Raw genomic sequence first — 25940 nt, 5'->3', positions numbered from 1 at the left:
TTGCTGTTAAAATAAGTAGGATTTGTGCTGAATCAATGGATCACATAAAATAACATTCCAAATGTGGCGCAATCATATTCAGGTTTAAGCAATGTTGTGTTATGATATTATAACAGTGGATTATATTAGGAGGTCATATTGGTAAGAAATTTCAAGATTATGCTTGGAAAATGGAAGGCCTGCCTGTTCCTAATATTCATCGCAACTCCTTTCGCAACACAGGCTCAAAATTCGGCTGAAAACGAAAAAGCCGCTGAGAAGGAGGCATCTGACGAAATTGTTGTTGATGGTGCCAGAATAAGGCCGGAAAAACAATTGCCCCGCATTTTAGACAGTAATGAAGGCCAATTAGCCCGATTTGAAGGGCCTTTTTGCCCACACGTCTCTGGTTTACCTGAACAGTATAAAGCGACTATCTTACGCACTATCAAAGAAAGTGCGATTGAACTTGGGCTCGATTCACCCGCAAATTGTGAGCCAAACGCGCTTATTATTTTTACCACGGATGCCGAAGAATATATGCAGCAATTGCGTAAGAAACGCACATCTTGGTTTAACTCACTTACCCCTAGAAAAAGGCGCCTTTTAACGCAGAAACCAAGATCGTTTTATTCGTGGCATTCCACTGCGCTGAATTTGCCCAATGGTGAACCCGTTAGAGATAGCGCAAGCGTATTGCGCCAAGCATCTAATATACCAGAGAGTGAAATTACATCGCTTGGTAACCCAACATCAGATGGGGGCAGAATTGAGACACCCGCTATAACGGCGATTGAAAGCGCTTTCATAGTTATGGATTTACGTAAAACAAACAATATGTCTTTAGCGCAGCTATCTGATTTTGCGCTGCTACATCTAATCGTTGATTTTAACGATAAACATCAAAGCAGCTATCCAGAAAATTCGCTCCTTAACCTGTTTAGCGGGCTAGACCCTTTGCTTCTGCCTAAGCGCATGTCTGAATTTGATAGGCTGACTGCTTTTGGTCTTTATAGAATCCGAAAAAATACGCAGGACGCTTGGACGCAAAGCCGCCGGGTTGCGCGTTATGTCCGTGAACAGATTAACGGCCCAGAAACGGAAAATGACCAAGCTGATAAGTCCAATCAGGACAATGAAGCAGAAACTGACGGACCCGTAGCAATTTCCTTTGATGATGAAGGTTAGTATAAGCTAGCGCGTTCCAATATGTCCTGTTAGCCAAAACCCATTACAAATAATATTTTAGCCGCACCGTCTCTCGGTTTTCGCCGCTCTGCGCCGCGAAAACTGCATTGCGGAATTTTGGCGGGCCAAAGCTGAATTTTGGGTTGCGCGAGAAGCCAATGCCTTCTTTCGGGATACCGATAAATTTATCCAGCCGGTCATTCGCATTTTCGTCATGGACAATGGCCGCGGCATAATTGCCAGCTGGCAAATTGGTGAAACGCGCCATGGCCGAATTGGCTTTCACAGTCATACGCCGGGCATTGGGGTCATTTTCGCAATCAGGGAAATGCTTCTCTTGCGCGGTAAGGCATATCTGCAACACACCCTTGGTAGACCGCAATTTTTCGACCGAAATAACAATATCGCATGTCGGCGTAGCACCAGCGAGTAAAAACATAGCCGGTACCAACAATAAAATGCGCATAACTGTCTTGCCCCTTATCCCGTAATATATCGCGCCTTTCCTTAGCCCCTACTCAGCCGGAATACCGGTTTTTTCAGTCGCCCCTGGAAATGCCCTATCTTCCCAATTCGTCAAACCCTTATCGGTTCCGCATATACGATCCCAAAACCGAAAATATAGCCCGTAATTGCAGCGATATTCCTTATGGTGCCGATGATGATGTGTAGCCGTTATCAGCCACTTCCCTAATGGTCCATGAACCAGCCAGCGCGGAAATATCTCCCAGCCCATATGGTTGGTCACCGCCATCAACGTCATGATGAACAGCACCAGCCCCAACATGGTGGTATGAATGGGGATAGTCAGCACCAAGGCGGGAATAACCACAGTGCCGGTTAGCGCCTCAACCGGATGAAAGCTCATCGCGGCCCAGGCGGTGGGCGGTTTGCTGTCATGATGCACGGCATGGGCAATGCGGAACCATTTGGGCCGGTGCATCCATCGATGCGTCCAATAAAACCACGTGTCATGCAGCGCCAGATAGAGCAGCACAGAAACCGGCATATACCAAAGCGGATAGGCAGAGGCATCGGCATATACCATTGTCCAGCCATGGTTGGTATAGCCCCAGGCCAGCACGCCAGTGGGCACGCCATAAATGGCGGTAGAATAAAGCGACCAGCGGATTTCCCGCCCGATCTGCGCAGACTGGCCATCATAATGACCCGGCTTAACCCGCTGCGTAATCCACGCAAAAATGCCGCTGACCGCCAGATAGCGCACAGCAACAATCACTGTCATGGTGATCGCGGTTAAGATGATGGTTAGCAGCATTATGCTTAGTCTGTAGGCGAATCCGCTCAGCTTTGACAATCATGATCGCGTAAAAATTTCTGGAAACTGGGCCTTTCACGCACTTTATCAAAATCGCGATCATTTGCGATTTGGTCGCAATCCAAATGGCCTAGCCGTTCAGCATAGGCGTTCAGGGCCTCGATTGTTTTGGTAACCGTACCTTGCAACGCATAAGCGCATGCTTTGTTAAACAATGCGTCAGCTACCAATTCCCGCAACACGGGATTATCACTCGCTCCATAACGTCTCACCACGTCATCGTAGCTAGCTATCGCACCCGCTATGTCTAACGGCTGCTGATTGTGCTGCGAAACTCCCTTGTTAACCAGTGCTATCGCCACCTGTTCCTGAAGCGCAGGATTATCGCTCTCGCCATACCGCCTAACCACTTCATCACAGCTCGCTATCGCGCCTGCTATATACGGCGGATGCTGATTGTGCTGGGCAACTCCCTTGTTAACCAGTGCTATCGCCACCTCTTCTTGAAGCGCAGGATTATCGCTTTCTCCATAGCGCCTCACCATCTCATCATAGCTGGCTATCTCGCCCGCTATATCCGGCGGCTGCTGGTTGCGCTGCGCAACTCCCTTGTTAACCAGTGCGCTCGCTACCAGTTCCTGCATCGCAAAATTATCGCTTTCTCCATAACGTCTCACCACCTCATCATAGCTAGCTATAGCGCCTGCTATATCCGGCGGCTGCTGGTTGCGCTGCGCAACTCCCTTGTTGACCAGTGCTTTCGCCACCTGTTCTTGAAGCGCAGGATTATCGCCCTCTCCATAGCGTCTCACCACCTCTTCATAGCTGGCTATCGCGCCCGCTATGTCCGGCGGCTGTTGATTGCCCTGCGCATTACCTTTGTTAAACAGTGCACCCGCCACCTGCTTCTGCAGCGCAGGATTATCGCTTTCTCCATAACGTCTCACCACCTCGTCATAACTCACTATCGCGCCCGCTATGTCCGGCGGCTGCTGATTGCCCTGCGCAACTCCCTTGTTGACCAGTGTTTTCGCTACTAGTTCCTGCATCGCAGGATTATCATTCGCCCCATAGCGTCTCACCACCTCATCATAACTCGCTATCGCGCCTGCTATGTCCGGCGGCTGCTGATTGGCCTGCGCAACGGCTTTAGCAAACAGACCAAAGGCCATATCTTCATCTTTACACTCGCCTTCAAACATATGCGCCATGACGGTAGCCCGCTCCAGCATTTTGGGCCAATCCTTATCGGCATTAGCCTGAAAGATAAGCGCGCGATAATCTGCGGCTGTTCTTTTGGTTTTTGGTTTTGCCAAGGCTTCTTCAACAGCGTGTTTGAGGGATTTTTTGGCTTTTTCTGTAAGATTTTGATCGTTGTTTAATAAGTTTTTGGTCCATTCGTCGACCTTATCGCGCTGATCCTCAATCTGCGAAGCGGCTGCATCTGCCCGCGCGATCAAAGTCTGTAATTGCTCTTTACTTTGCTTCAGAGCAAAGCGCGCTTCATGCTTTGCTTCTTCAACGGCTTGCTTGCCAAATTTAACTGCGAAATACAGCAAGAGAACTGTTACCAATACACCTAAAATGGCTACTATCAAAGCATACCAATCGCGCTGCGCCTCTAGCGTGGCCGTTTTAATTTCAGCTATGTCGGCGCGGTAGCGCTGTTCTTCAAAGGCATCTTTGCTGATACTGTCGCTGGGCACATAGCGCGTTTCCACCACTGTTGGCGGCGGCGCATCATGTTGTGGCCAGACTGTAAACGCGGCGAATATTACAGCCGCTGCCATAATAGCCATGACAAGCCAATTGCTATGTTTCATGGAAATACCCCTCATTCCCGAAGAAACCAGCCTAAATCAATTTGCCTATATTGCAATTGTCGCGCGGAAATATTGTTTGCAGGGGCGCAGGTTTTTCAAAGTGCGGCCCATTGTTGCCAGAGCAGAACGGCAAAATCGGCGCGCAGACTTTGCCGCGCGCCGACTTGGGAGAGGGTTTACTCCTGCAATTCGACAGCAAAGCCGATAAAGGTGGTGCCCACGGCGTGATAGGTGGCTTCACCTGTATTTGGCGCATAGGTCACAAATGCTTCACCCTGGCCGCTGGTGCCCAATACGGCATGGCCATAAGGCGTGACCGCCAGAGCATCGGCAGGAACGCCAATCTCGCTCAGCTCCGGCGTCGTGCAGCTCTGCAAGACAGGGTAATTCCCGCTATTCCACTCAGTTGTTTGCCATTTGCCATCACTGCCCAGCCATTGAACCGAGAAATTAAAAACATAGCCGCCTTTATTGACAACGGTAATTTTTGAACATGAAATCATAATATAATCCATCCTATAATAAATTTACTTAAACAAAGCGCAACACAAAGGGTTCTGTAAATACAGATACAATATTCTTAAATTATATAGTTTTTAGAAAAGCGATTTATCGGTTTTTGTTTTTCGAATCACACTTTTCGATTGTGATTATTAGATAGTGAATTACAAAATTTTATTATTGTACGGACTCGACAAATAATTTTATTTATTTTTTGCCTGTGCTCAGCAACCAACTTCTCTGTTGCCATATCTACGGGCTGACCTTGTCAAAAGGTGCTTTCTTGCTCAGGAAAACAGCCTTTCCCCTTGCCATATATGCGCTGTTGCGCATATGCGAGCGAGACCATGACGACCACCCAACACAGTTTGCCACTAGATGGCACACAAGACGCGCAAGAGCCGGATTGCGATCTGGCTATTGTTGGTGGCGGGCTGGCTGGCGGCATGATTGCGCTAGCCGTTTCAAAATTGCGCCCTGATGTGAAAATTCTGTTGATTGAGGAGCAGGATGTTTTTGGCGGTGACCATATATGGTCTTTCTTCGCCAGCGATATTCCGCAAGAGGCAGGATGGTTGATCGCGCCTTTAATCGCTTATGGCTGGCGCGGCTATGATGTTATTTTCCCCGAACGGCAACGCCATTTGGATGAGCGCTATTACAGCATTACTTCAGAGCGGTTTGACCAGATCATCCGCGAGGATTTGCGCGAAGACCAGCGCATGAACAATGCCCCGGTAAAGGCTGTCGTTCCGGATTCTGTCGCGCTGCGAGATGGCACTATCATATCTGCCAAGGGCGTAATCGATGCGCGCGGCATAAAAAATATTACTGGGCTGGAATGTGGCTGGCAAAAATTTTGCGGCCAGTCTTTGCAATGCTCAGAGCCGCATGGCCTGACTCGGCCTATCATCATGGACGCAACGGTGGACCAAAAAGACGGCTATCGCTTCGTCTATTGTCTGCCCTTTTCACCGACAGAGGTTTTTGTCGAGGACACATATTATAGCGATACGCCCGATCTGGACCCACGTATATTGCGTCAACGCATCGCCCAATATGCCGATGAACAAGGCTGGAAAGTCGAACGTGTTGTGCGCGAAGAGACAGGTTTGTTGCCTGTTACCATTGATGGCGATTTCAAAAAATTCTGGGAGGCTCAGCCGGGCAATACTGCGCGCGCTGGCGGACGCTCCGGCCTTTTCCACGGGCTAACCAGCTATTCCCTGCCCGATGCCGTGCGCTTTGCGCTTTATGTTGCATCATTGCCGCGGCTGGATGGTGAAAGACTGGCAGAGGCAAGCAAACACTATGCTGAGCAGCATTGGCGCAGTGGTTCCTATTACCGCATGCTCAGCAAAATGCTGTTTCGCGCGACGCCGCCGGATGACCGCTATAGCATCTTTCAGCACTTTTATCGGCTGCCCGCGCCCTTGCTGGGACGCTTTTACGCTGGCCAATCAAATTGGCGCGATAAATTACGCATCTTGATTGGTAAGCCACCTATCCCCATAAAGTCCGCTATGCAGGCGTTATTTAAACGCAGCTAAGCCCTATTCCGGGCGATGCAGGGTGAAACGGGATAATATGACAAAAACAGCAGCGGTTATCGGGTCAGGTTTCGGCGGTCTGGCACTGGCGATAAGATTGCAATCAGCAGGCATAAACACCACAATTTTTGAAAGTCGGGATAAGCCAGGTGGCAGGGCCTATTATTGGGAGAAAGATGGCTTCACATTTGATGCCGGCCCAACCGTAATCACCGACCCGCCCTGTCTGAAACAGCTTTGGGAACTGACCGGCCATGACATTAGCGAAGATGTTGATCTGGTCCCCGTTATGCCATTTTATCGGCTGAATTGGCCGGATGGCACGAATTTTGATTATTCCAATGATGAAGAAAGCCTGCGCGCAGAAATTGCCAAGCTGAATGTTGAAGATTTGGAAGGCTATGACAAGTTTCTGGAATTCTCTAAAGGCGTGCATGATGAGGGGTATCTAAAACTCGGCACCAAGGCGTTTCTGGATTTTGCCAGCATGATTAAGGCCGCGCCGTCGCTCATGAAATATCAGGCTTGGCGTTCGGTTTATTCGATCGTCTCCTCTTATGTGAAAAGTGAGAAGCTGCGCGAAGCCCTATCCTTCCACACTCTGCTTGTTGGCGGCAACCCGATGAAAACCAGCAGCGTTTACGCCCTGATCCACAAGTTGGAAAAAGATGGCGGCGTATGGTTTGCAAAAGGCGGCACCAACCGTCTTATTGCTGGCATGGTTACCCATTTTGAGCGGATTGGCGGCAAGGTGCATCTTTCCACGCCGGTTGAGCGCATTGCCAGCCGCGGCGACAAAGTGACTGGCATTGTGACCAAAGAATTTGGCGAACAGCATTTTGATGCCGTAGCCAGCAATGCCGATGTGGTGCACAGCTATCGCGATCTGCTGAGCGATAATGCGCGCGGCAAACGCCAGACCAAAGCCTTGATGCGCAAGAAATTCTCTCCATCATTGTTCGTGCTGCATTTTGGCCTGAAAGGCACATGGCCGGGCATTCCGCATCATATGATCTTGTTCGGCCCGCGCTATAAAGGCTTGCTAGACGATATTTATTCCAATGGCGTCTTGCCTAAGGACTTCTCGCTCTATCTGCACCACCCGACAGTGACCGACCCCAGCATGGCACCTGAAGGGCACAGTACTTTTTATGTGCTCGCGCCAGTTGCTCATTTGGGCAAACTGCCGATTGATTGGGATGACATGGGTCCGAAATTTGCCAAGCGCATTCTGGATGAAATTGGCGAGCGTCTGGTACCCGATATTCATGACCGTCTGGTCACCAGCTTCCACTATACGCCGAAAGATTTTGGCCAGGATCTGAACGCCCATCTGGGCAGCGCGTTTAGTTTAGAGCCTGTTCTGACGCAAAGTGCATGGTTCCGCACGCATAACCGTGATGACGTGATCGGCAATCTGTATTTTGTTGGTGCAGGCACGCACCCCGGAGCGGGTATTCCAGGCGTTGTCGGCAGTGCAAAAGCCACAGCAGAGCTGATGATCGAGGATATGCTTTGAAAGCACTAGCCGTATATTGTGGTTCGGCTACGCCGTCTGATCCAGTCTATATCAAGGCGGCACAGCGTGTCGGCGAGACGCTGGCTGAACGCGGGATCACTGTTGTTTATGGCGGCGGCAGGCTGGGCCTTATGGGGGCGGTTGCGGACAGCGCTTTGGCGGCTGGCGGAAAAGTGATCGGGGTCATTCCTGAAGCGCTGCGCAACGCCGAAGTGGCCCATACCGGCTGCACCGAACTGCATATCGTGCCGGGCATGCATGAGCGCAAAAAACTCTTCACTGATCTTTCCGACGGCTTTATCAACCTGCCCGGCGGTGTCGGCACTATGGATGAGCTATGGGAAGCGATTAGCTGGGCGCAATTGGGCTATCATGACAAGCCGGTGGGTGTGCTCAACATTGCTAGATATTATGACAAGCTGATCGAGTTTTACCAGCATATGGCCCAGACCGGCTTTGTCCGCAGCCAGCATAAGGATATCATGCTGGTCGCTGATAATATTGATGCACTGCTCGATAAAATGGGAAGCTCTAAGCCGATAGAGACGATTTTCTCCATGAAAGCAGAAGACTTGTGAGCAGAAATCTGTGAGCCTACAAAAAGCTTTTTCGACAAGAGCCGCGCGAACGGCTAGTGTCACAGGGTGAATCAGTTAAGCCAGATAGACCGCCCGTCAGATCATAATATGGATCATGCTACGGATCGCTCTGCCCTTGTGGCCTATGCCTCACGCGCTATCGGCAAAGGCTCAAAATCTTTCTCTCTGGCCAGCAAATTGTTCGACCAGCAAACCCGTGAACGGGCCTGGTTGCTTTATGCATGGTGCCGCAAATGCGATGATCTAGCCGATGGGCAGGATCTGGGCCATGGCATGACCAATATTGACGATGCTGCGGCGCGGCTGGATTATATCCGCACGCAGACAGACAAAGCCTATGCTGGTCAGCTTTGCGATGAACGTGCTTTTGATTGTCTGGCGCTGGTTGTTAGCGAGTGTAATATCCCGCGCCGCTTTGCCGATGATGTGATAGAAGGCTTTGCTCTTGATGCTGCCGAATGGCGGCCCCGCAGTGAAGATGATCTCTACCAATATTGCTATCATGTTGCTGGGGCTGTGGGCTGTATGATGGCTATCGTGATGGGCGTTGCGCCTGATGATGAGACAACGCTGGACCGGGCATGCGATTTGGGTCTTGCCTTTCAACTGGCCAATATTGCGCGTGATATTAGCGAAGATGATAGCGTTGGCCGCTGTTACCTGCCCATAGAATGGCTGGCACAGATGGACATTCCCCCAGGACAGCATATGAAACCGCATTATCGGGATCAGCTCGCGCGGCTCGCCAAGCGATTGGCAGACCGGTCAGAAGCCTATGAAGCATCAGCCCGCACTGGCGCGGTGCTCCTGCCTTTTCGGGCACGCTGGGCGGTGTTGGCAGCGGCAGGGATTTATGGCGATATTGCACGCAAAGTCCGCGATCGCGGTGCCAATGCTTGGGACCACCGGACCTTTACCCGCAAACGCTCAAAATTGGGATGGGTCGTCAGGAGCGGGCTGCAATCGATCAATCCGCCTGAAGATATTGGCCGCGATGGATTGTGGACACGTCCCCGTAAAATAGGCGCTGAATAGGCTCGCTTAAATAGGCTCGCTGAAATAAGCTCTTTACCGCGCATCATTCCATTCGCGCCATGCATCAACATCATAGCCAAAATGCTGCCCCGTAGCGGCGGTTAAAGCGCCAATGACCTGACTATGCAGCCAGTCAGGGTCGTCCTTAAACTCCAACCTTTTTAGCAATGCATCAATAGTGGCTTTGTCACCCTGTTTTGCCATGGCGACGGCATGGATCGCAGCCATTGCTGGTTCCAGATATTTTTCATAACTGTTCTGCTTTGATCGCCATGGTTTGAGCAATAAGGCAGGCGGCACGTCGGCATGTTGCGATTGCGCCATCGCCCATAGCAATATCAGCTGCGAGACATCGACCGAATTGATATTGCTGTCACCGCCAAAGCCTGAAAAGCTGGCTACCGCTATTTTGCTTTGCAGACGCTGTGCAAAAAAGCCTCGCGGTGCGCCACTTGCAATCGCTTCAACGACACGATCACCCAGTAGTTCACCACCATTATCGCCAAAAACATCAGGGTCAGCTAATAAGGCGTCAATTTCCGCGCCCTTTTTCTGCCAATCAACAGACGTGCTTGTCTTTGGGCGGATGTCGAGACGGGACAGTTTGCTTTCCCCTTGTGAGGCCGCTGGATCGGCAGTTTTTAGCCGGTGCCCCTTCTGCCACCAGATAATGCCTTTATCATCACTGCCAGTGCCAGATGCGAACAAACCGCCATCAACTATTGTCAGGGCATTAGGGCGTCCTCCGATGAGCTTTTCATGCCGCTCCCACACATCACCATTGGTGCTGGACAGCAAATCGCCTTCAAAAGTGACAGCCCATAAATTTTCGCCATCGCTGGCCAGATCGGCAAATCTTGCAGTTGGGCCAACGCGATAGCTGGTTTGGCCGTCATGCCGCCATATCTCCCGTGCTGCGCCGCGACCGACCAGAGCGAACAGCGCGTCTTTATGCACCGTCAGGCCGTTGAGATATTTATAGCGCGGCCATGGCAACACATCTTCAAACTGTTCACCATCAATGCCGGACCATCTTGCCAGACGCCGTTTCTTGCCATCGCGCAGCACGGCATAGACAGCGCCATTAAATTTGGTCAGTTCCTTTAAACGCGCAATTTTCCCTCGCGGAGCTGTATGACGAACAATTTGCTGCCAATCATTTTGACCAGCTATTTTGCGATGGAGCGCAGTATCGCCTGCAGCCGCTAGCGTCAGCAAATCGCCTTTCCAATCCAGAGCCTCATAACTATGATAAATGGGCGATCCGGGGATTGTCATACGCGCCCAGTCCTCACCATCGGTTACGCTGATAATTCCATCACCAAAGGCCAGCAGCGCGTCCTCTAATGGCCAATATAGCAACCCATCATAAACCAATGGTAGACCCGCATCCTGACTGAACAATGAGCGCTCATAGCGCTTTGCGCCAGAGGCGATATCTATGCTCCAAATATCCGCAGCATTATGGTTGATACCTTTAACAGAATTGGCGAACCATAGCCGCCCATTATAGCCGATCAGGCGTGAAGCTACTGGCCATGGGCCGGTGGTGGTCAATATATCGAGTTGAACAGGCTGTTGAGCATTAGCAATGTCGGCCTGCGGTTCAGGGCTGGACGCATTGCTTTCTTGCAAAGATTTTGGTTCAGCGCCCCCGCAGGCAGCAACGCAAAACGCCAGCATTAATGCCGATAGGCCAGCCCTTATTAACTGCATATTTTAAGTCCCAACTGCGAATTTCCCTCTAAATAGCATATCGTTATAGAGTGCGAAAAGTTGCCTTAGACCAACTGCATTCTTTTTCTTATGCTTGTTATAGTTGCAAAAATACGAAATATGCGCTTGGTACACATGAACAAGAGAGGATATTTTTAAACGCGTGTTGTCATCTTTCTTATCATATAAATATTCAGCATCAGGATATAGTCCGCGCATTGCCATTTTGGCCTGTGCTGCGCTGTTTTTGGCGTCATGCTCCGGCGGTGATGCGCTGGAGGCGGATAAAGAAGATGCTGCAACGGCAGAAAAACCCCCTGCCGCAGTCACCGCGACGCGCGTTGGGCAAGTAACCGATAGCCAGATATTAAAGCTGACCGGCACGGTGCGCTATCTGCTCGAAACGCCCTTGGCCTTCACCACAACAGGCAAGATTGCATCAATACGCTATGATTCCGGTGACAAGATTGCCAAAGGCGCATTAATGGCGGCTCTCGATACAACTTCGGTTGATGCTGATCTGGCGGCAGCACAAGCAGAATTAACCCGAGCTTCTGCGGAGATGGCGCGATTAGAAACATTGTTCGCGCAAGGCTGGGTCACACGCGGGCAGTTGGATCAAGCACAGGCGGCCCAGAAATCCGCCGCAGCGCAAGTTAGCGCAAGAGAGTTCGCCACCCAGACGTCGCGGATTTACGCGCCATCAAGCGGCATAGTTCTGTCGCGTGACGCAGAACCAGGACAAGTCTTGCAAGCTGGTTCACCCGTTTTGGTTATCGGAGAAGCGAGCGGCGGGCTGGTCTTGAAAACACCTGCAACTGACCGTGAAGTGGCCCAACTTTCCGTCGGTATGACGGCGGAGATATTTATCGGCGCGTTGGACAATGTGCCGATTACGGCACAAATTCGTGATATTGATGGCCGCGCAGACCCGGGAACAGGCACATTCGCGCTCAGCTTTGCATTGCCCAACAATGCCAAATTGCGCTCCGGACAAATTGGCGAAGCACGCATAGCCATTGCGCCGGACAATGTTGATCCAGTGCTCAGCATTCCTGCTCCTGCAGTGTTTGATATCCGCACTGGGGAAGCTCTGGTCTATGTTATCAATCCCGATGACAACAAAGTTGCTGTTCGTTCGGTAAGGTTGGGCGAATTGCTGGATGATCGTATCACCATATTATCCGGGCTGAAGCGCGGAGAGCAGATCGTTGTGACAGGCCATGAAGAAATTCGCCCCGGCGATGTCGTGGCCCCTCGTGAACTGGCAACAGCGGGAACATCTACAAAGGGCGATCGTTCGTCACAAAATACCGAAACTCTGGGGGAACGGGCCAAGAAACAGCAAAAACGCAAAGGTGAAGCGCAATGACGGACCGCTGTCATGCACAATATTATCTTCGCACTTTTGTAACCCATGATTGAGCGACCAGCATGAGCCCCGCAGCATTTACCATTCGCAACTGGCAATTATCGCTAGTGCTTTTCATGCTGCTGGCAGCGCTTGGCCTAGCATCACTGACCAGCATTTCGCGTTCTGTTGATCCGCATTTCCCTATTCCGGTTGTCATTATCGTCGCTGGTCAACCGGGCGCAGATGCCGCCGACATGGAAGAGACTGTCGCCAAACCGATTGAGGAGGTTTTGCAAGGTCTTGATGATATTGAAGAGATCGCATCAACCAGCTTTGACGGGCAGGCTGTGGTCCGCGCAGAGTTTAATTGGGGCGGTGATGCTGATGAGTATTTTGATGAGGTCGTGCGCGAAGTCAGCGCCATTCGCGACCAGCTGCCCGAAGGACTGGCACAGTTAAATTATAACAAAGTGCGCACCACAGAATCCGCAGTTTTGCAGCTCGCTCTGACCAGTGAGAGTGCCAGCTGGCGGCGTATGGAAAAATATGCCGAAGATATTCGCGATGCCGTGGTGCGAAACCCCGGTGTGCGCAATGTCGAGATACGCGGCCTTGCCACGCCAGAGGTTCAGGTCGCGCTTGATCCTGGCAAATTGTCGGAATTGCGCGTTGGTGCAAATACTATCGCCAATGCTTTACAGGTTGGCGGCGCAGAATTGCCGCCCGGCGCAGTGCAAAGCGGGGAACGCCGTTTTAACGTCGAGGCAGGTGGTGCCTTTCGTGATTTGGAAACAATACGATCATTGCCGGTTAGAGCGGGCGATAGCACGATATTGACGGTCGATGATGTTGCAGATGTTGATTGGGGAGCCAGCGAGCATCTGTATCGCGCAAGGCTGAACGGCAAGCGCGCGGCCTTTATCACCATTACCCAAAAGGACGGTATCGACGTCATCAGGCTGAAAGCCGAAGTCATCAAAGAGCTGGACAAGCAACGCGCATTGCTGCCGCCTGATATGAAGTTGGAACAGGCCTTTGACCAGTCGCGCGATATTGAAAAGCGGCTTGCAGAACTGGCCAGAGACTTCACCATTGCGGTAACATTAGTGATCTTCACTCTGTTGCCATTGGGCTGGCGCGCTTCTGTCATTGTGATGATTTCAATACCTCTATCTTTGGCATCGGGCTTGCTCGCCATTGATCTGGCTGGCTTTAATCTCAGTCAATTGACCATTGCTGGCTTCATTGTCGCTTTGGGCTTATTGGTAGACGACTCCATTGTTGTGACAGAAAATATCGCCCGGCATTTACGCATGGGGAAAAACCGCCGAACCGCAGCAGAAGAGGCAACGCGCGAAATTACGCCAGCCGTATTGGGCTCCACCGGTGTATTGATCTTTGCTTTCGCGCCTTTGCTGTTTTTGCCGGAAGGCGCCGGTCAGTTCACCCGCTCATTCATATTGTCGATTATTTTCACTGTCGCGGCATCGCTGATCATCTCGCTCACCATCATTCCATTTCTGGCCAGCCGCATCTTATCGCGTGAAGAAGGCCCGGACGGCAATGCGATTTTGCGCTGGCTCAACCGCCAGATTGAGCGTTTATATAATCCGATATTGCACCGCGCACTGGATGCACCGAAAAGAACCTTTTGGGGAGCAATGATCGTTTGCCTTTCAGCCTTCGCGCTTGTACCCACTATCGGCTTTTCACTCTTCCCCTATGCGGACACCAGCTATTTTCTTGTTCGTACGGAAACAGAGCAAGGCAGTAGCCTTGACCGCACCGACCGCGTTATGCGGGAAGTAGATGCTATTTTGGCGAGCGAACCCAGCATAGAATATCGCGCAGAAAATATCGGTGCGGACAATCCGCAAGTCTTTTACAATGTCTTCTCCAATCGTCAGCGCACCAATTATGGCGAAACACTTGCGGTGCTGGATGAGTGGGATCCGCGTACCAGTCCTGCTATGATCCAACGCATCAGAGACAAGTTTGATAACATTCCTGGTGCACGCATCAGCGTTGACCTCTTTCAGAATGGCGCGCCAATTGCGGCCCCTATTGCCATTCGCATAATCGGTGAAGATCTGGATATCTTGCGAGAATATGCCGGAAAAATTGAGGGTATTTTGCGCAATACCAAAGGTGCACGCGATGTTATCAACCCAGTCAGTACCGATCGCATCGACCTGAATATCGGCATTGATGATGGTCAGGCTGCCTTGCTCGACATTCCCGTTGGCGAACCGCGGCGAACGCTGCGCTTAGCTTTGTCGGGTGAACAAGCCGCCATTTATCGCGATAGTGAGGGTGATGGCTATCCAGTAACGGTGCGGCTGCCGCTCAATAATAATCAGCCCGTATCCGCGCTTGACGATATCTATCTCGCCACTCGCGGCGGTAACCCGGTAGCCTTGTCACAGATCACCAATCCCGCGCTTGAGACTGTCCCGCCGCAAATTGCCCGTTTCCAGCAGGAACGTAATGTTACGGTGACTGCTAATGCTGCTCCCGGCGCATTGCCAGCAGAGGTCAACCGCGCCGCTTTGGCAGAGATCAACAAGATCGAGCTACCCGAAGGATATCGTATATCCGTTGGTGGGGAAGCCGAGGCTATCGGCGCGACCTTTGATGGATTTGGTGTCATCATATTGATCGCCTTATTCGGGATTTTTGCGGTTCTGGTCGCTGAATTTGGTCGCTTCCGCGAAACTCTTGTTGTCGCAGGGGTCATACCGCTTGGCACATTTGGCGGTCTGTTGGCCTTGCTTCTAACCGGCAATTCCCTCTCTTATATGGCCATTATCGGTTTTGTCGCTCTGATCGGTATTGAAATCAAAAACTCGATCCTGCTGGTCGATTTCACCACCCAATTGCGCGATCAGGGCATGGAGCTGCGCGAAGCGATCGAGCGTGCTGGCGAGGTTCGTTTTCTGCCGGTTCTGCTAACCTCTGTTACAGCTGTTGGCGGCCTATCACCGCTCGCCATTGCTGGTGGTTCTCTTTATGGGCCCTTGGCTTGGGTCATTATTGGCGGACTTATTTCCTCCACCATATTGTCACGTATCATCACACCAGTCATGTATCTGCTGATCGTGCGCGGTGATGCCCAAGAAAAAGCATTGCAGCAAAAAGCAGCTGCAAATTCTGCATTGCCCGAAGCCGGCTAAGGCCACATTCTCAACCGAATGTTGTGGCTATCGCGCTATCATTGCCGCCATGCACCTTGAGCATCAGCGTCGGTGATCCTATTTATGACAAAAGCCGCAGCATAGCCGCGACGTGAAAGGATTTCCCGATGAGTGAAGAACAAGCAATTTTGGCTGGTGGCTGTTTCTGGTGCACTGAAGCAATTTTTAATGATGTTATCGGCGTAACGGCTGTTGAAAGCGGCTATATTGGCGGGGAAACGGAAAACCCGACCTATCGCCAAATATGTACTGGCCGCACTGGTCATGCCGAAGCGATAAAGGTCACTTTTGACAGCACTCAGGTCACTTATGAAGATGTGCTCGATATCTTTTTTGCGACCCACGACCCTACCCAGCTTAACAGACAGGGTAATGACATCGGCACGCAATATCGCTCCGCCGTTTTCCCGCTTAATGACAACCAAGAAGCAGCCATTGCGCCTGCTATAGAACGCGCTAGTGAATTATGGCCTGATCCGATTGTCACAACGACTGAAAAGCCCACAAAATGGTATCCTGCAGAGGGCTATCATCAGGACTATTGGGAAACCACAGGCCGCTCTAACCCTTATTGCATCGCTACCATTCCGCCCAAACTCCAAAAGCTGCGCAAAAGTTTTGCCAACCGGGTAAAATCATAATCACAGTGGTTTAAGCTTGATGTTGACTGGCCGTTAAGCCTTAATGCGATAAGCAATAGATATTCTAGACGATAGAAAAGGCGCAAATATGAAGCCAGTTCGTAAAGCAGTATTCCCCGTGGCCGGAATGGGCACCCGTTTTTTGCCTGCCACCAAAGCCATACCGAAAGAAATGTTTCCCGTCGTTGATCGGCCGCTGATCCAATATGCGGTTGATGAGGCGATTGAAGCGGGTATCGAGCAAATGATCTTTGTCACTGGCCGCGGTAAGAGCGCCATTGAAGATCATTTCGATATTGCATTCGAACTGGAAACCACAATGAGCGCACGTGGCAAATCGCTTGATGTGCTTGCCTCTACACGTTTGGGGCCTGGTCGATGCGCTTATGTTCGTCAGCAAGAACCTCTAGGGCTGGGTCATGCCATTTGGTGCGCGCGTGATCTGATTGGTGATGAGCCCTTTGCCGTTTTCCTTCCCGATGAATTTATGCACGGCTCACCCGGCTGCATGAAACAGATGGTTGACGCTTATAGCAAGGAAGGCGGCAATATGGTCAGCGTATTGGAAGTACCGCGCGAAAAAGTATTCGCTTATGGTGTGATTGCACCAGGCGCAGCCAATGGCAATTTGACAGAGATTAAAGGCTTGGTCGAAAAACCTAAGGTCGAGGATGCACCTTCCAACCTGATTGTCTCTGGCCGTTATATTTTGCAACCAGAGGTAATGCAGGTGCTCGACAAACAGGAAACCGGCGCTGGCGGCGAAATTCAGTTGACCGACGCCATGGCGCAAATGATTGGTAACCAGCCATTTCACGCCGTGACTTTTGATGGTGCTCGCTATGATTGCGGCTCAAAAGTCGGGTATATTGAGGCCAATCTCGCACTTGCGCTTGAACGTCCAGACATGGCCGATGACGTGCGGGAAATCGCCAAAAGCCTGCTCGGGCAATAATAAGCTGCCCTAACAGGGCCCATAATAGCAAGATCATTCACATCGGCGACATATCACGCCGATTATGCTATGCTATGTTCAGCAATAGGAGCTGCGAATGGCGGGTAAGACATTATGGATAGCGGCTTTGGCGAGTCTGACCCTGAGCGGGTGCATTGCGCGCACTGCGGCTGACATCATCACGGCACCTGTAAAAGTGGTTAGCAAAGGCGTTGACCTAGCGACCACCAGCCAGTCAGAAGCCGATGAGAAACGCGGCCGCGCAATCCGCCAACGCGAGGAGCGTTTGGGGCAATTGGCCCGCCGCAAAGAGAAATTCACCAAAAAATGTGAAAAAGGCAAGCGTAAGGCCTGCACCGAAGTCGCCGCGATAGATGATGAAATGGAACGTCTGTTAAGCGAACCCTATTAAATGAAAAAGGCCAACCCTCAGGCTGGCCTTTTTGCATAGGATTTTGCAAACCCGCTTATGCAGCATCACCTGCGATATCGGGCTGGCTAGCAGGGTCTTTGCCAATGAAGCGATAGATAACCGCACCCAATACAGCGCCCGCAATCGGGGCAACCCAGAACAACCATAGTTGTTGCAAAGCAATACCGCCCTCAATCAACGCTGGACCGGTGCTGCGCGCTGGATTTACGGAGGTGTTGGTCACCGGAATGGAGATCAAGTGAATCAATGTCAGGCCCAGACCGATTGCAATCGGTGCAAATCCGGCAGGTGCCCGTCCATCAGTTGCGCCCAAAATGATGATAAGGAAAAATGCCGTCAGCAGAATTTCGGCCAATAAGCCAGCCATCATTGAAAATCCGCCTGGTGAATGCTCACCAAAGCCGTTGGAAGCCAAGCCCGATACGTCACCCGCACCAGATGCTATGATATAAAGCGCAGCAGCGGCAAGTACTGCTCCTACAAGCTGTGCAATGATATAGGCGGGAATATCTTTTGCTGCAAAACGTCCGCCTGCGGCGAGACCGATTGTTACGGCAGGGTTCAAATGGCATCCTGAGATATGACCTATGCTATAGGCCATGGTCAGCACGGTCAGACCAAATGCCAGAGAGACGCCCAATAGACCAATACCCACATCAGGAAATGCCGCAGACAGAACGGCACTGCCGCATCCGCCAAAGACAAGCCAAAATGTACCAAGTGCCTCTGCTGAAGCGCGCTGCAAAATATTCATATAAGATCCTTTACCCAATGGCGTCGATGCGCCCGACTGTTGCTTTGCATATTTGGCCTCAGGCCATTGCAAAGTCGGGGACTGCGCTGAGGGAGTTGCACAGTCCCCGCCCCCTGTTTCCCATTCCGTTCGGCCTGACACAAACGAGGTTTGCGACCCTATATGCAGGGACCAGAGCCACCAAAGCGACTATCTCAACCACCATATTATTGAACATGATAGATCCGAACTGGGTATCATCTTATTAGCACAACACGCAAATTTGAAATGTAAACAGGTGTTTCTCAATACTCTATTTTGTAAAATAGTGCATAGAAATACACGCAAAAGCTAATGTGCTGCGCGTTTCAGGCGGTCATTTATGGCAATACCAATGCCTGTCAGCGGAATGGGGACGATAGCGATTCGCGCTTTCGATGATGCATCGGCGCGGTGCAATGCCGCATAAAGATTTGCCGCCGCTTCGGCCAAATCACTGGTTGGCGATAGATTATCATCCCCTTCTATTTCGCCAAAGCCAATCAGCCATTCATCAGCCTGTGGGTCCAGGGCATTACAGCGCAGGGTTTTGCTCGGAGCATAATGACTGGCAAGCTGGCCAGGTGATATAACAGTGTCTGGATCAGCATTGGGGTCGGGCTTTTCTTCATCCCCTAACAAAGCGGAAATTTCTTCCCGCGTTATTGGACCAGGCCGCAATATACGCCATCCATCGTCATCAACCGAAATGATGGTCGACTCCAAGCCTTGCTGGCATGCTCCGCCATCAAGCACCAGCGCGACCCTGCCGCCAAGACTATCCGCGACATGCTGCGCCTCGGTCGGGCTTATTGCTCCTGACATATTGGCAGATGGTGCCGCCAGAGGCAGAGCCGATTGCTCCAAAACAGCACGCATGACAGGATGCGCAGGACAGCGCAGAGCAATGGTCTCCAAGCCAGCGGTAACAGCAGGACTCATGGCCGCCTTGCCTTGATCCGTAAGTGGCACGACCATAGACAAAGGGCCTGGCCAGAAATGTTGCGCCAATTTTTCCGCTTTTTGTGAAAAATATCCTATGCCTGCTGCGGCGGACTGATCCGCCACATGGACGATGAGCGGGTTGAAACTTGGCCGGTTCTTTGCGCGGTAAATTTCCGCTACGGCAGACGATGATGTAGCGTCAGCAGCAAGACCGTAAACAGTTTCCGTAGGCAATGCGACAGCCCTGCCAGCGTGCAGGTAAGCAACCGCTTCGGCAAGGCTGTGCGTATCACAAGCCTTAATTTGCGTCTTGAAACCGTCTTTGTTCATCGTCATTAGTCTCACATATGTGAGAAAAGAAATTTTGCAACGCCAGTGGTCATCTCGCTGGACAGCGGCAAAACATATTTGAGGCCAGACAAACGGCCAGATTATGGGATAGAATAGCAATGGACTTCACAGCACCCGTCAAAGACCAGCTTTTTGCTCTGGAAACCGCGACCAATATTGCCGAACTCGCGCAGCATGAGCGTTTTTCTGAAGCCAGTGACGATCTGGTGCAGGCGATTGTTGAAGGTATAGGCCAATTTGCGGAAGGCGAATTTGCACCGTTAAACCGTGTGGGTGATACCATTGGCGCGAAAGTGGTCGATGGCCGTGTTGTTATGCCCGAAGGGTTTAAACAGGCTTATCAAGCCTATGTTGAGGCCGGATGGAACAGCCTTTGCGCTACGCCGGACCATGGCGGGCAGGGCTTGCCTTTCTCGCTAGCCACCGTTGCACTGGATTCTCTTGGTGCGGCCAATATGGCCTTTACATTATGTCCCATGCTCTCCGTCGGCGCGATAGAGGCGCTGGAGCATCATGGCAGTAAAGAGCAGAAAGCGACCTATCTGCCAAAACTAATAACCGGCGAATGGACAGGCACCATGAACCTGACCGAACCGCAAGCAGGCAGCGATGTTGGCGCATTGCGCACCACCGCGACACCTGTGGGCGATGGCCAATATCAGATTAAGGGCCAGAAGATTTATATCACCTTTGGCGACCATGATATGGCGGGCAATATCATCCATCTGGTCTTGGCACGTACACCCGATGCGCCAGCAGGAACGAAGGGCATATCGCTCTTTCTGGTGCCCAAATACCGGTTAAATGATGATGGCTCTGTTGGAGCAGAGCAGGACATTCAAACCGTTTCGATAGAGCATAAGCTGGGCATTCATGCCTCCCCCACATGCGTGTTGCAATTTGGCGAAGACAGTGAATGCCTAGGCACATTAATCGGCCCCGAATTTGGCGGCATCCGCGCTATGTTCACCATGATGAACAATGCGCGCCTGAACGTTGGGCTGCAGGGCGTGGAAATTGCCGAACGCGCAACACAGCAGGCCGTGCATTATGCGATGGACCGCGTGCAATCGGCGCGTGCTGGTGGTGATAGCCGCGATCCGGTCGCGATTATTGAGCACCCGGATGTGCGCCGCATGATATTGCGCATGAAAGCCGGAACACAGGCGATACGCGCCTTGCTCTATTATGCAGCGGGTCAAGTTGACCGTGATACACTGGAAGTACCCGGCGCTGGCGAACGAGCCGACATATTGACCCCCTTGGCCAAAGGCTATGGCACTGATCTGGGTATCGACATTGCCTCTATGGGCCTGCAAATCCATGGCGGCATGGGCTTTATCGAGGAAACCGGCGCAGCGCAGCATTATCGCGATGCACGGATCATGCCGATCTATGAAGGCACAAACGGCATTCAAGCGGCCGATTTGGTGGGCCGGAAACTGGGTCTGCGCGGCGGTGATGCGATGCGCGAATTTCTGGACATGATGCAGGCGGACGCTGGCGACGAACCGGCATTGGCGGCGCTATTGGCTGCATGTCAGGAAGTGACCGAATATATGCTGGGCCATGGTGTGGATGATCGGCTCGCAGGAAGCTATGCCTATATGACTATGATGTCGGTCGCAACATGCGGCTGGTTGATGGCACGGCAAAATCGTGTTGCCAGCGAACGCCATGCGGCTGGTGAAGGCGATACCGGCTTTTATGCACAGCGTATGGTCACAACACGCTATTATCTGGACCATATGGTGCCCGAAGCATTGGGGCAAAAAGCAGCGGCCATGGGCGGCGCAAAGCTACTCTACGCGCTGGATGCAGAGCAATTGGCAACGGCCTAACTATCATCAAGACAGGTATTGCACTTTCCACATAAGAGTAAATTGATGCAAAATGTCTCTATCATGGCTTTGCGCCGTGAAGGGTTTCGCTCATTATATACCGACGATTCTTGGTCAATCGGGGGTTTACGCAATGCGCAGTCTTATGTTTTCAACGATTACTGGCTTGGGTCTTATGGCGTCCGGCGTAATGCTGGCCAATATTGCAGACAATGATGGTGCCGATAATGCATCAGAAATGCGTGGTACCATCGCCAAATTTTACAGCAGCGACACCCTATTACTGGATAATCACCGGCATATGATCCGCTTGGCAGACATTCCTGCACCAGGCCGCAATTTTGCTGAAGAATCAGAACGTATCAAACGTCTGGCGCAATTAATTGGTAGCGGCGATGTGCGCTGTACCAAAGTATCTGTTGATCGCTACGGCATGGACTTAGCGCAATGCTGGAATCATCGCGGCGAATCGCTGAACAAGGCACTTGCATCCTTTGCTGGTTAGGCTTGCGCCCGCGCTTCAACGCCATGAATCTCATATATATTGTTAGCAATTTGAGACGTTAAAACGTTCCGGGTATTTCCCGCTGCGCTGGTGTAGGTGCAGATGGCATTAAGAGTTGGCGCGTTGGCAATGTGACGCCCAAGCCCGATTGTCCGCTAACATTGCCGTCTCCACCAGCAACTGCTCCGGCAATTGGGATACAGCTTTCCCCGCGCAAAAAGCTGAGTGACTGGGCAATTGAGCCTTCACGGACATCACCCAATGGCAACAAAATATCATCTGGCGCACGGCAAGTTGCTTCCATCACTCCGGCCAGCCCATCAAAATATTCTGCTTCACGGTCTGCGTTCAAAGTGGTGAACGCAACAACCCGTAAACGGTCGTCACATTCCTCCATATCCACGGCAATCTGTCCAACCGGTTTCCCTGATGTATTACTGCCGATCAAACCAATATCTGCACCCAGATAGGGCAGGAATGCATTGGTCACCAGTTCACTGGCAGAGGCCGTGCTAGACGTTCCAATCACTGCAATTTTTGTTGGCGCGATAGACTGAGGTTGAGCATCAAAATTACGTTGGTCATTAAATTGCGATAAGGATGCCCGAAATGTCGTCAGAGAAAAGATATCTGAGGCAAAACGGTCATCACCCAAAAGATCGCCAAAAAGCTCTGCAATGCGCACCAGCCCACCGCCATTATAGCGCAGGTCCAATATAATTTCACTTACGCCTTCCGCGCGTAATTGCGCAAAGGCATCGCGCAATGCGGTATCTGCCGAACCAATGAATGTCCGCAAATTGATATAGCCAACGCGCTTACCACCATCATCAAAAACACGAACGCCAAAGCGTGTGGAAATAGGCGGAATCTCAAAATTAGTCTTGGTCACAGTTGTTGTTATTTCTGTGCCAGCGGCGGTACGGAACTGTAAAACCCGTGCTGTGCCCGCAGTCGACGGCCCAAGCGCAGCACTAACACCCGCACTGCCCTGCGACGCTACGATATTGGCCACGCTGACCAAATTGCTGCTATTCGTCCCTATGGCCAGCAATTCAGTGCCACGGTCGAGGCCAGCGGCTAAAGCCGGTGCGCCTTCAAAAGCATCGATTACGAACACGCGCGATGCCGCATTATCAAATGCAAAGCGCACACCAATACCAGCGGTTTCACCAGAGGCGAAAAAGGCATTCTCAGCTTCAATAGAAGTAATGAAGGTGAAAAACTTGTCGCGCCCTGCCGCCCGTGCGGGCGCAACCAGAGCATCAATAAATTCCTGCACGGTTGAAAAATTATCAGGGTTAACATTCTGTGCCAACAAATCGGGGAAGAGATAAAACTCATTGAGCTGCTCAGCGACCCAATCTTGGCGGGCGCGCAATGAACATGTCCCGCTTGTTGTCGTGGGCGGAGGCGCGGTACCCGGTGCTCCAGCTGTCGTAGGAGGCGGCGCTGTGAAGCTCGTGCTGCCGCCGTTATCACCTCCGCCACATGCAGACACCAATGCCGCCAGCAACGCCACAAGACCCCATCGTAAAGTCATAACTGCTCCCACCATCTATACCTGTATGGACAGATATATTCTCATCTCAGCACCTGTTCCCCAACAGGCCCTGCTCACTCCAATACAATATGTATAGCAGAATGAACGCAAAGTGTCTGACAATTACGCCTGCGTTCCAATGGGTCGCAAAATACAAGATTTGACAGGATCGCCATGCTTGACCGCATCAGCATCCACATCACGGTGGATCAGAACATTGGCTGCCGCCAAAGGCCGAAGCAGACTGCTATCCTGATCAGCAGCCGGTGTGACCAAAGTCTTACCATCCATAATAGCAGCATATCCACGCAAAAACGCCTCGCGGCCGCCATTGGCGGACAGGCTACCATCCAGCCGCATAGTCTCTAGCGACAATGCTGCTTGCGGCGCGCGGGCCATGTGTTTTTCAACGGCTGGGCGGACAAGCAGTTCGGCCGTGACAAAGGCGGATGCAGGATTGCCAGGCAAACCAATAACGGGTTTGCCCGATAATATGCCAAACCATGCAGGCTTTCCTGGGCGAAGAGCAATTTTGCTGAAATGTAACACGCCGTCCAAAGCCGCAAAACTGGATCTGACATGGTCATGTTGGCCCACAGAGGCGCCACCGGCAATGATGATGATGTCATATTGCAACGCCGATTCCATAAGGGCAGAGACAGCATCCGGATCATCCCCCGCACGGCCAAGCCAATGGGCATCAGCGCCCCATTGGTTGCACTGCGCGGTCAAAGCTAACCCATTGCTGTCATATAGATAGCCGTGCTGCGGTTCTGCGCCGGGGTCCAGCAATTCATCACCATTGGTAATGATCGCAACTTTGGGCGGCGGAACAATCATACATTCCGCTTTTCCCGCAGCTGCCGCCAAGGCGATATGGGCCGGAGAAAGCAATTCCCCTTTTTGGATCAAGGCATCTCCAACAGAAAAATCCTGCCCTTTTTGCCTTATAAAGCCATTGGGTGACTGCGGCTTTATGACGCGCATTGCATCGCCATGCCGCTCACTATGCTCAACCATGATGATATGATCAGCCCCTGATGGCACTGCTGCCCCAGTAGAAATCGCTATGGCTTGTTCCGCTTCCAATGTGCCAAAAAATGGCGCACCAGCACGCGATTCACCAATGATCGGCAAGACCGCATGTGGCTTACAATCATCCAGCCTGACCGCATAACCATCCATTGCTGACAGCGCCGCCCATGGCTGATTATGCGCAGCGATAATATCTTCAGCAATCACCAGATCATTGCATGCAACCAGCGTCCGGCTTTGTGCAGAAGCGATAGGCACCGCATCAATAATCATCGTGCGCGCTTCTTTCAGGCTAACCATTATCTTCGCTGCCATTGCCATATTGTTCGCGGTTTCAGCCATGAAGTGTCTCTGCCTGCTTGTCTGATCTATGGGAATGAGAAACATCAAAGGCCGCAAGCCGGTCCTTAACCGGCAAAAGGGCGCGATAGGGTGCACCGCCATGCGCATCGGCAATGGCTTCATGCTCTACGTCCAGACCACCTGTTAAATTGCCGAATGAGGGCATGATGAGCAGCTTATCACTCATCGTATAACACCGTCTTGCAACCGATCTGCGGCGCAATTGCATTCTGAGTTTGGGGTGGAAGTGCCCGCAAATTTGCGACCTAGTGTCCGCCGCTTCCGGTTCATGGCACAGCAACACTGGGCCAAGCCGGTCCGACGCCACAACATGCCCGCCATGCAAGGCCGACAGTGCACGATCATGATTGCCGGTAATCCAGACCCAACGTGTTTGTGCGGTTAGCCCGCATAATATCTTTGCCGCCTCTGGCTCCAGCCGCTTTTCGCCATGACTGTCGTGATAATTATCGCCAAGGCAATAGACGTTGCGCACATCATGCTGCGCGATCAACATCGCCAAACGCTCCAAATTACCGCGGCTGTCATAAGGCGGCAGCATCTGGCCATGCCCGGCATACCAGCTCGCCTTCTCCAGATGCAAATCGGCCACCAACAGCGCATTTTGCTCCGGCCAGAACAGCGCATGGTCAGCCAATGCAAGGAAATTAAGGGAGGCGAACGAAAGGGGAACCATGACAATGCTTTGCGGCAATTTTCGCTCTTTGGCAATCGCTAGGATAGAATTTTTACTGATATTGCGGCCAAAACCCCTTGCAGAACGCTGCGGCATCATAAAGCATGGCACTGGCATTTTGTGTCGCAGCTATTTATAGAGCG

Annotated in this window: 22 protein-coding genes; 12 read left to right on the top strand and 10 right to left on the bottom strand. The window is 51.7% G+C overall.

Translation table 11 applies throughout. The features are described from left to right. Nucleotides 1-138: 138 nt before the first annotated feature. Nucleotides 139-1167 carry a hypothetical protein gene (locus ACR9YC_RS01855; RefSeq protein WP_438729140.1) on the top strand — a complete coding sequence of 343 codons (1029 nt, stop codon included), beginning with the start codon at nt 139-141 and terminating at the stop codon, nt 1165-1167. A 43-nt stretch (nt 1168-1210) separates the two neighbouring features. Here the strand turns inward: ACR9YC_RS01855 and ACR9YC_RS01850 are convergent, their stop codons facing one another. The 4 genes from ACR9YC_RS01850 to ACR9YC_RS01835 all read right to left on the bottom strand — a co-directional run bounded on the left by ACR9YC_RS01850 (nt 1211) and on the right by ACR9YC_RS01835 (nt 4772). Beyond that, nucleotides 1211-1633 (bottom strand): DUF2141 domain-containing protein, encoded by a 423-nt coding sequence (locus tag ACR9YC_RS01850; RefSeq protein ID WP_438729138.1) that lies wholly within the window; start codon nt 1631-1633, stop codon nt 1211-1213. A 48-nt stretch (nt 1634-1681) separates the two neighbouring features. Then, nucleotides 1682-2446, bottom strand: coding sequence for a sterol desaturase family protein (locus ACR9YC_RS01845; RefSeq protein ID WP_438729136.1), 765 nt, complete (start codon nt 2444-2446; stop codon nt 1682-1684). 26 nt (nt 2447-2472) lie between these two features. Then, nucleotides 2473-4269, bottom strand: coding sequence for a tetratricopeptide repeat protein (locus ACR9YC_RS01840; protein ID WP_438729134.1), 1797 nt, complete (start codon nt 4267-4269; stop codon nt 2473-2475). A 176-nt stretch (nt 4270-4445) separates the two neighbouring features. Further along, nucleotides 4446-4772 (bottom strand): hypothetical protein, encoded by a 327-nt coding sequence (locus ACR9YC_RS01835; RefSeq protein ID WP_438729132.1) that lies wholly within the window; start codon nt 4770-4772, stop codon nt 4446-4448. Nucleotides 4773-5117: 345 nt separating this feature from the next. Here ACR9YC_RS01835 and crtY point away from each other — a divergent pair, with 345 nt between their 5' ends. The 4 genes from crtY to ACR9YC_RS01815 all read left to right on the top strand — a co-directional run bounded on the left by crtY (nt 5118) and on the right by ACR9YC_RS01815 (nt 9473). Then, nucleotides 5118-6320, top strand: coding sequence for a lycopene beta-cyclase CrtY (gene crtY, locus ACR9YC_RS01830; protein ID WP_438729130.1), 1203 nt, complete (start codon nt 5118-5120; stop codon nt 6318-6320). A gap of 37 nt (nt 6321-6357) precedes the next feature. Beyond that, nucleotides 6358-7839, top strand: coding sequence for a phytoene desaturase (locus ACR9YC_RS01825; RefSeq protein WP_438729128.1), 1482 nt, complete (start codon nt 6358-6360; stop codon nt 7837-7839). Beyond that, a complete protein-coding gene (locus ACR9YC_RS01820; protein WP_438729126.1) occupies nt 7836-8417 on the top strand; it encodes a TIGR00730 family Rossman fold protein in 582 nt (193 codons plus the stop codon). Before ACR9YC_RS01825 ends, ACR9YC_RS01820 begins: the two co-directional genes overlap by 4 nt. A 108-nt stretch (nt 8418-8525) precedes the next feature. Then, a complete protein-coding gene (locus ACR9YC_RS01815) occupies nt 8526-9473 on the top strand; it encodes a phytoene/squalene synthase family protein (protein WP_438729124.1) in 948 nt (315 codons plus the stop codon). 33 nt (nt 9474-9506) lie between these two features. On the opposite strand, the gene ACR9YC_RS01810 is transcribed toward ACR9YC_RS01815, so the two are convergent. Then, on the bottom strand, nt 9507-11189 hold the full coding sequence (locus ACR9YC_RS01810; RefSeq protein WP_438729122.1) for a hypothetical protein: 1683 nt from the start codon (nt 11187-11189) through the stop codon (nt 9507-9509). Between the two features lie 163 nt (nt 11190-11352). Here ACR9YC_RS01810 and ACR9YC_RS01805 point away from each other — a divergent pair, with 163 nt between their 5' ends. From ACR9YC_RS01805 to ACR9YC_RS01785, 5 genes are all read left to right on the top strand, one after another. Next, nucleotides 11353-12561, top strand: a complete 1209-nt coding sequence (locus ACR9YC_RS01805) for an efflux RND transporter periplasmic adaptor subunit (protein ID WP_438729120.1) — start codon at nt 11353-11355, stop codon at nt 12559-12561. Between the two features lie 62 nt (nt 12562-12623). Continuing rightward, the gene (locus tag ACR9YC_RS01800; RefSeq protein WP_438729118.1) at nt 12624-15716 is read left to right on the top strand and encodes an efflux RND transporter permease subunit; all 3093 of its coding nucleotides are present in this window, start codon (nt 12624-12626) and stop codon (nt 15714-15716) included. Nucleotides 15717-15844: 128 nt separating this feature from the next. Next, the gene (gene msrA / locus ACR9YC_RS01795; protein WP_438729116.1) at nt 15845-16378 is read left to right on the top strand and encodes a peptide-methionine (S)-S-oxide reductase MsrA; all 534 of its coding nucleotides are present in this window, start codon (nt 15845-15847) and stop codon (nt 16376-16378) included. Between the two features lie 88 nt (nt 16379-16466). Next, nucleotides 16467-17333, top strand: coding sequence for a UTP--glucose-1-phosphate uridylyltransferase GalU (galU, locus tag ACR9YC_RS01790; protein ID WP_438729114.1), 867 nt, complete (start codon nt 16467-16469; stop codon nt 17331-17333). A gap of 97 nt (nt 17334-17430) precedes the next feature. Next, nucleotides 17431-17745 (top strand): hypothetical protein, encoded by a 315-nt coding sequence (locus ACR9YC_RS01785; protein ID WP_438729112.1) that lies wholly within the window; start codon nt 17431-17433, stop codon nt 17743-17745. A 55-nt stretch (nt 17746-17800) separates the two neighbouring features. Here the strand turns inward: ACR9YC_RS01785 and aqpZ are convergent, their stop codons facing one another. Next, nucleotides 17801-18520: an aquaporin Z gene (gene aqpZ / locus ACR9YC_RS01780; protein WP_438729110.1), complete on the bottom strand. Its 720-nt coding sequence runs from the start codon at nt 18518-18520 to the stop codon at nt 17801-17803. A gap of 330 nt (nt 18521-18850) precedes the next feature. After that, nucleotides 18851-19819: an L-threonylcarbamoyladenylate synthase gene (locus tag ACR9YC_RS01775; RefSeq protein WP_438729108.1), complete on the bottom strand. Its 969-nt coding sequence runs from the start codon at nt 19817-19819 to the stop codon at nt 18851-18853. A gap of 113 nt (nt 19820-19932) precedes the next feature. Here ACR9YC_RS01775 and ACR9YC_RS01770 point away from each other — a divergent pair, with 113 nt between their 5' ends. Then, nucleotides 19933-21675, top strand: coding sequence for an acyl-CoA dehydrogenase (locus ACR9YC_RS01770; RefSeq protein WP_438729106.1), 1743 nt, complete (start codon nt 19933-19935; stop codon nt 21673-21675). A gap of 133 nt (nt 21676-21808) precedes the next feature. Continuing rightward, entirely contained in the window at nt 21809-22180 is a 372-nt protein-coding gene (locus ACR9YC_RS01765; protein WP_438729104.1) for a thermonuclease family protein, read from the top strand. Nucleotides 22181-22238: 58 nt separating this feature from the next. Here the strand turns inward: ACR9YC_RS01765 and ACR9YC_RS01760 are convergent, their stop codons facing one another. The 3 genes from ACR9YC_RS01760 to pdeM all read right to left on the bottom strand — a co-directional run bounded on the left by ACR9YC_RS01760 (nt 22239) and on the right by pdeM (nt 25896). Next, nucleotides 22239-23723 carry a S41 family peptidase gene (locus ACR9YC_RS01760; protein ID WP_438729102.1) on the bottom strand — a complete coding sequence of 495 codons (1485 nt, stop codon included), beginning with the start codon at nt 23721-23723 and terminating at the stop codon, nt 22239-22241. A gap of 123 nt (nt 23724-23846) precedes the next feature. Then, the gene (locus ACR9YC_RS01755; protein ID WP_438729100.1) at nt 23847-25100 is read right to left on the bottom strand and encodes a molybdopterin molybdotransferase MoeA; all 1254 of its coding nucleotides are present in this window, start codon (nt 25098-25100) and stop codon (nt 23847-23849) included. Continuing rightward, the gene (gene pdeM, locus ACR9YC_RS01750; RefSeq protein WP_438729098.1) at nt 25093-25896 is read right to left on the bottom strand and encodes a ligase-associated DNA damage response endonuclease PdeM; all 804 of its coding nucleotides are present in this window, start codon (nt 25894-25896) and stop codon (nt 25093-25095) included. Before pdeM ends, ACR9YC_RS01755 begins: the two co-directional genes overlap by 8 nt. Between the last annotated feature and the right edge of the window lie 44 nt (nt 25897-25940).

The organism is Parasphingorhabdus sp. DH2-15, assembly GCF_051668705.1.
In the GTDB taxonomy this organism is placed as follows: domain Bacteria; phylum Pseudomonadota; class Alphaproteobacteria; order Sphingomonadales; family Sphingomonadaceae; genus Alterisphingorhabdus.
Note: the sequence above shows the minus strand (reverse complement) of the source record. Positions and strands in the feature narration are given on the sequence as shown.

Bases quoted from the DNA above. Each gene is read 5' to 3' on its own strand.
- ACR9YC_RS01850 (WP_438729138.1), bottom strand. From the start codon at position 1,633: ATGCGCATTTTATTGTTGGTACCGGCTATGTTTTTACTCGCTGGTGCT.
- ACR9YC_RS01845 (WP_438729136.1), bottom strand. From the start codon at position 2,446: ATGCTGCTAACCATCATCTTAACCGCGATCACCATGACAGTGATTGTT.
- ACR9YC_RS01840 (WP_438729134.1), bottom strand. From the start codon at position 4,269: ATGAAACATAGCAATTGGCTTGTCATGGCTATTATGGCAGCGGCTGTA.
- ACR9YC_RS01835 (WP_438729132.1), bottom strand. From the start codon at position 4,772: ATGATTTCATGTTCAAAAATTACCGTTGTCAATAAAGGCGGCTATGTT.
- crtY (WP_438729130.1), top strand. From the start codon at position 5,118: ATGACGACCACCCAACACAGTTTGCCACTAGATGGCACACAAGACGCG.
- ACR9YC_RS01825 (WP_438729128.1), top strand. From the start codon at position 6,358: ATGACAAAAACAGCAGCGGTTATCGGGTCAGGTTTCGGCGGTCTGGCA.
- ACR9YC_RS01815 (WP_438729124.1), top strand. From the start codon at position 8,526: ATGGATCATGCTACGGATCGCTCTGCCCTTGTGGCCTATGCCTCACGC.
- ACR9YC_RS01810 (WP_438729122.1), bottom strand. From the start codon at position 11,189: ATGCAGTTAATAAGGGCTGGCCTATCGGCATTAATGCTGGCGTTTTGC.
- ACR9YC_RS01800 (WP_438729118.1), top strand. From the start codon at position 12,624: ATGAGCCCCGCAGCATTTACCATTCGCAACTGGCAATTATCGCTAGTG.
- msrA (WP_438729116.1), top strand. From the start codon at position 15,845: ATGAGTGAAGAACAAGCAATTTTGGCTGGTGGCTGTTTCTGGTGCACT.
- galU (WP_438729114.1), top strand. From the start codon at position 16,467: ATGAAGCCAGTTCGTAAAGCAGTATTCCCCGTGGCCGGAATGGGCACC.
- ACR9YC_RS01785 (WP_438729112.1), top strand. From the start codon at position 17,431: ATGGCGGGTAAGACATTATGGATAGCGGCTTTGGCGAGTCTGACCCTG.
- aqpZ (WP_438729110.1), bottom strand. From the start codon at position 18,520: ATGAATATTTTGCAGCGCGCTTCAGCAGAGGCACTTGGTACATTTTGG.
- ACR9YC_RS01775 (WP_438729108.1), bottom strand. From the start codon at position 19,819: ATGACGATGAACAAAGACGGTTTCAAGACGCAAATTAAGGCTTGTGAT.
- ACR9YC_RS01770 (WP_438729106.1), top strand. From the start codon at position 19,933: ATGGACTTCACAGCACCCGTCAAAGACCAGCTTTTTGCTCTGGAAACC.
- ACR9YC_RS01765 (WP_438729104.1), top strand. From the start codon at position 21,809: ATGCGCAGTCTTATGTTTTCAACGATTACTGGCTTGGGTCTTATGGCG.
- ACR9YC_RS01760 (WP_438729102.1), bottom strand. From the start codon at position 23,723: ATGACTTTACGATGGGGTCTTGTGGCGTTGCTGGCGGCATTGGTGTCT.
- ACR9YC_RS01755 (WP_438729100.1), bottom strand. From the start codon at position 25,100: ATGGCTGAAACCGCGAACAATATGGCAATGGCAGCGAAGATAATGGTT.
- pdeM (WP_438729098.1), bottom strand. From the start codon at position 25,896: ATGATGCCGCAGCGTTCTGCAAGGGGTTTTGGCCGCAATATCAGTAAA.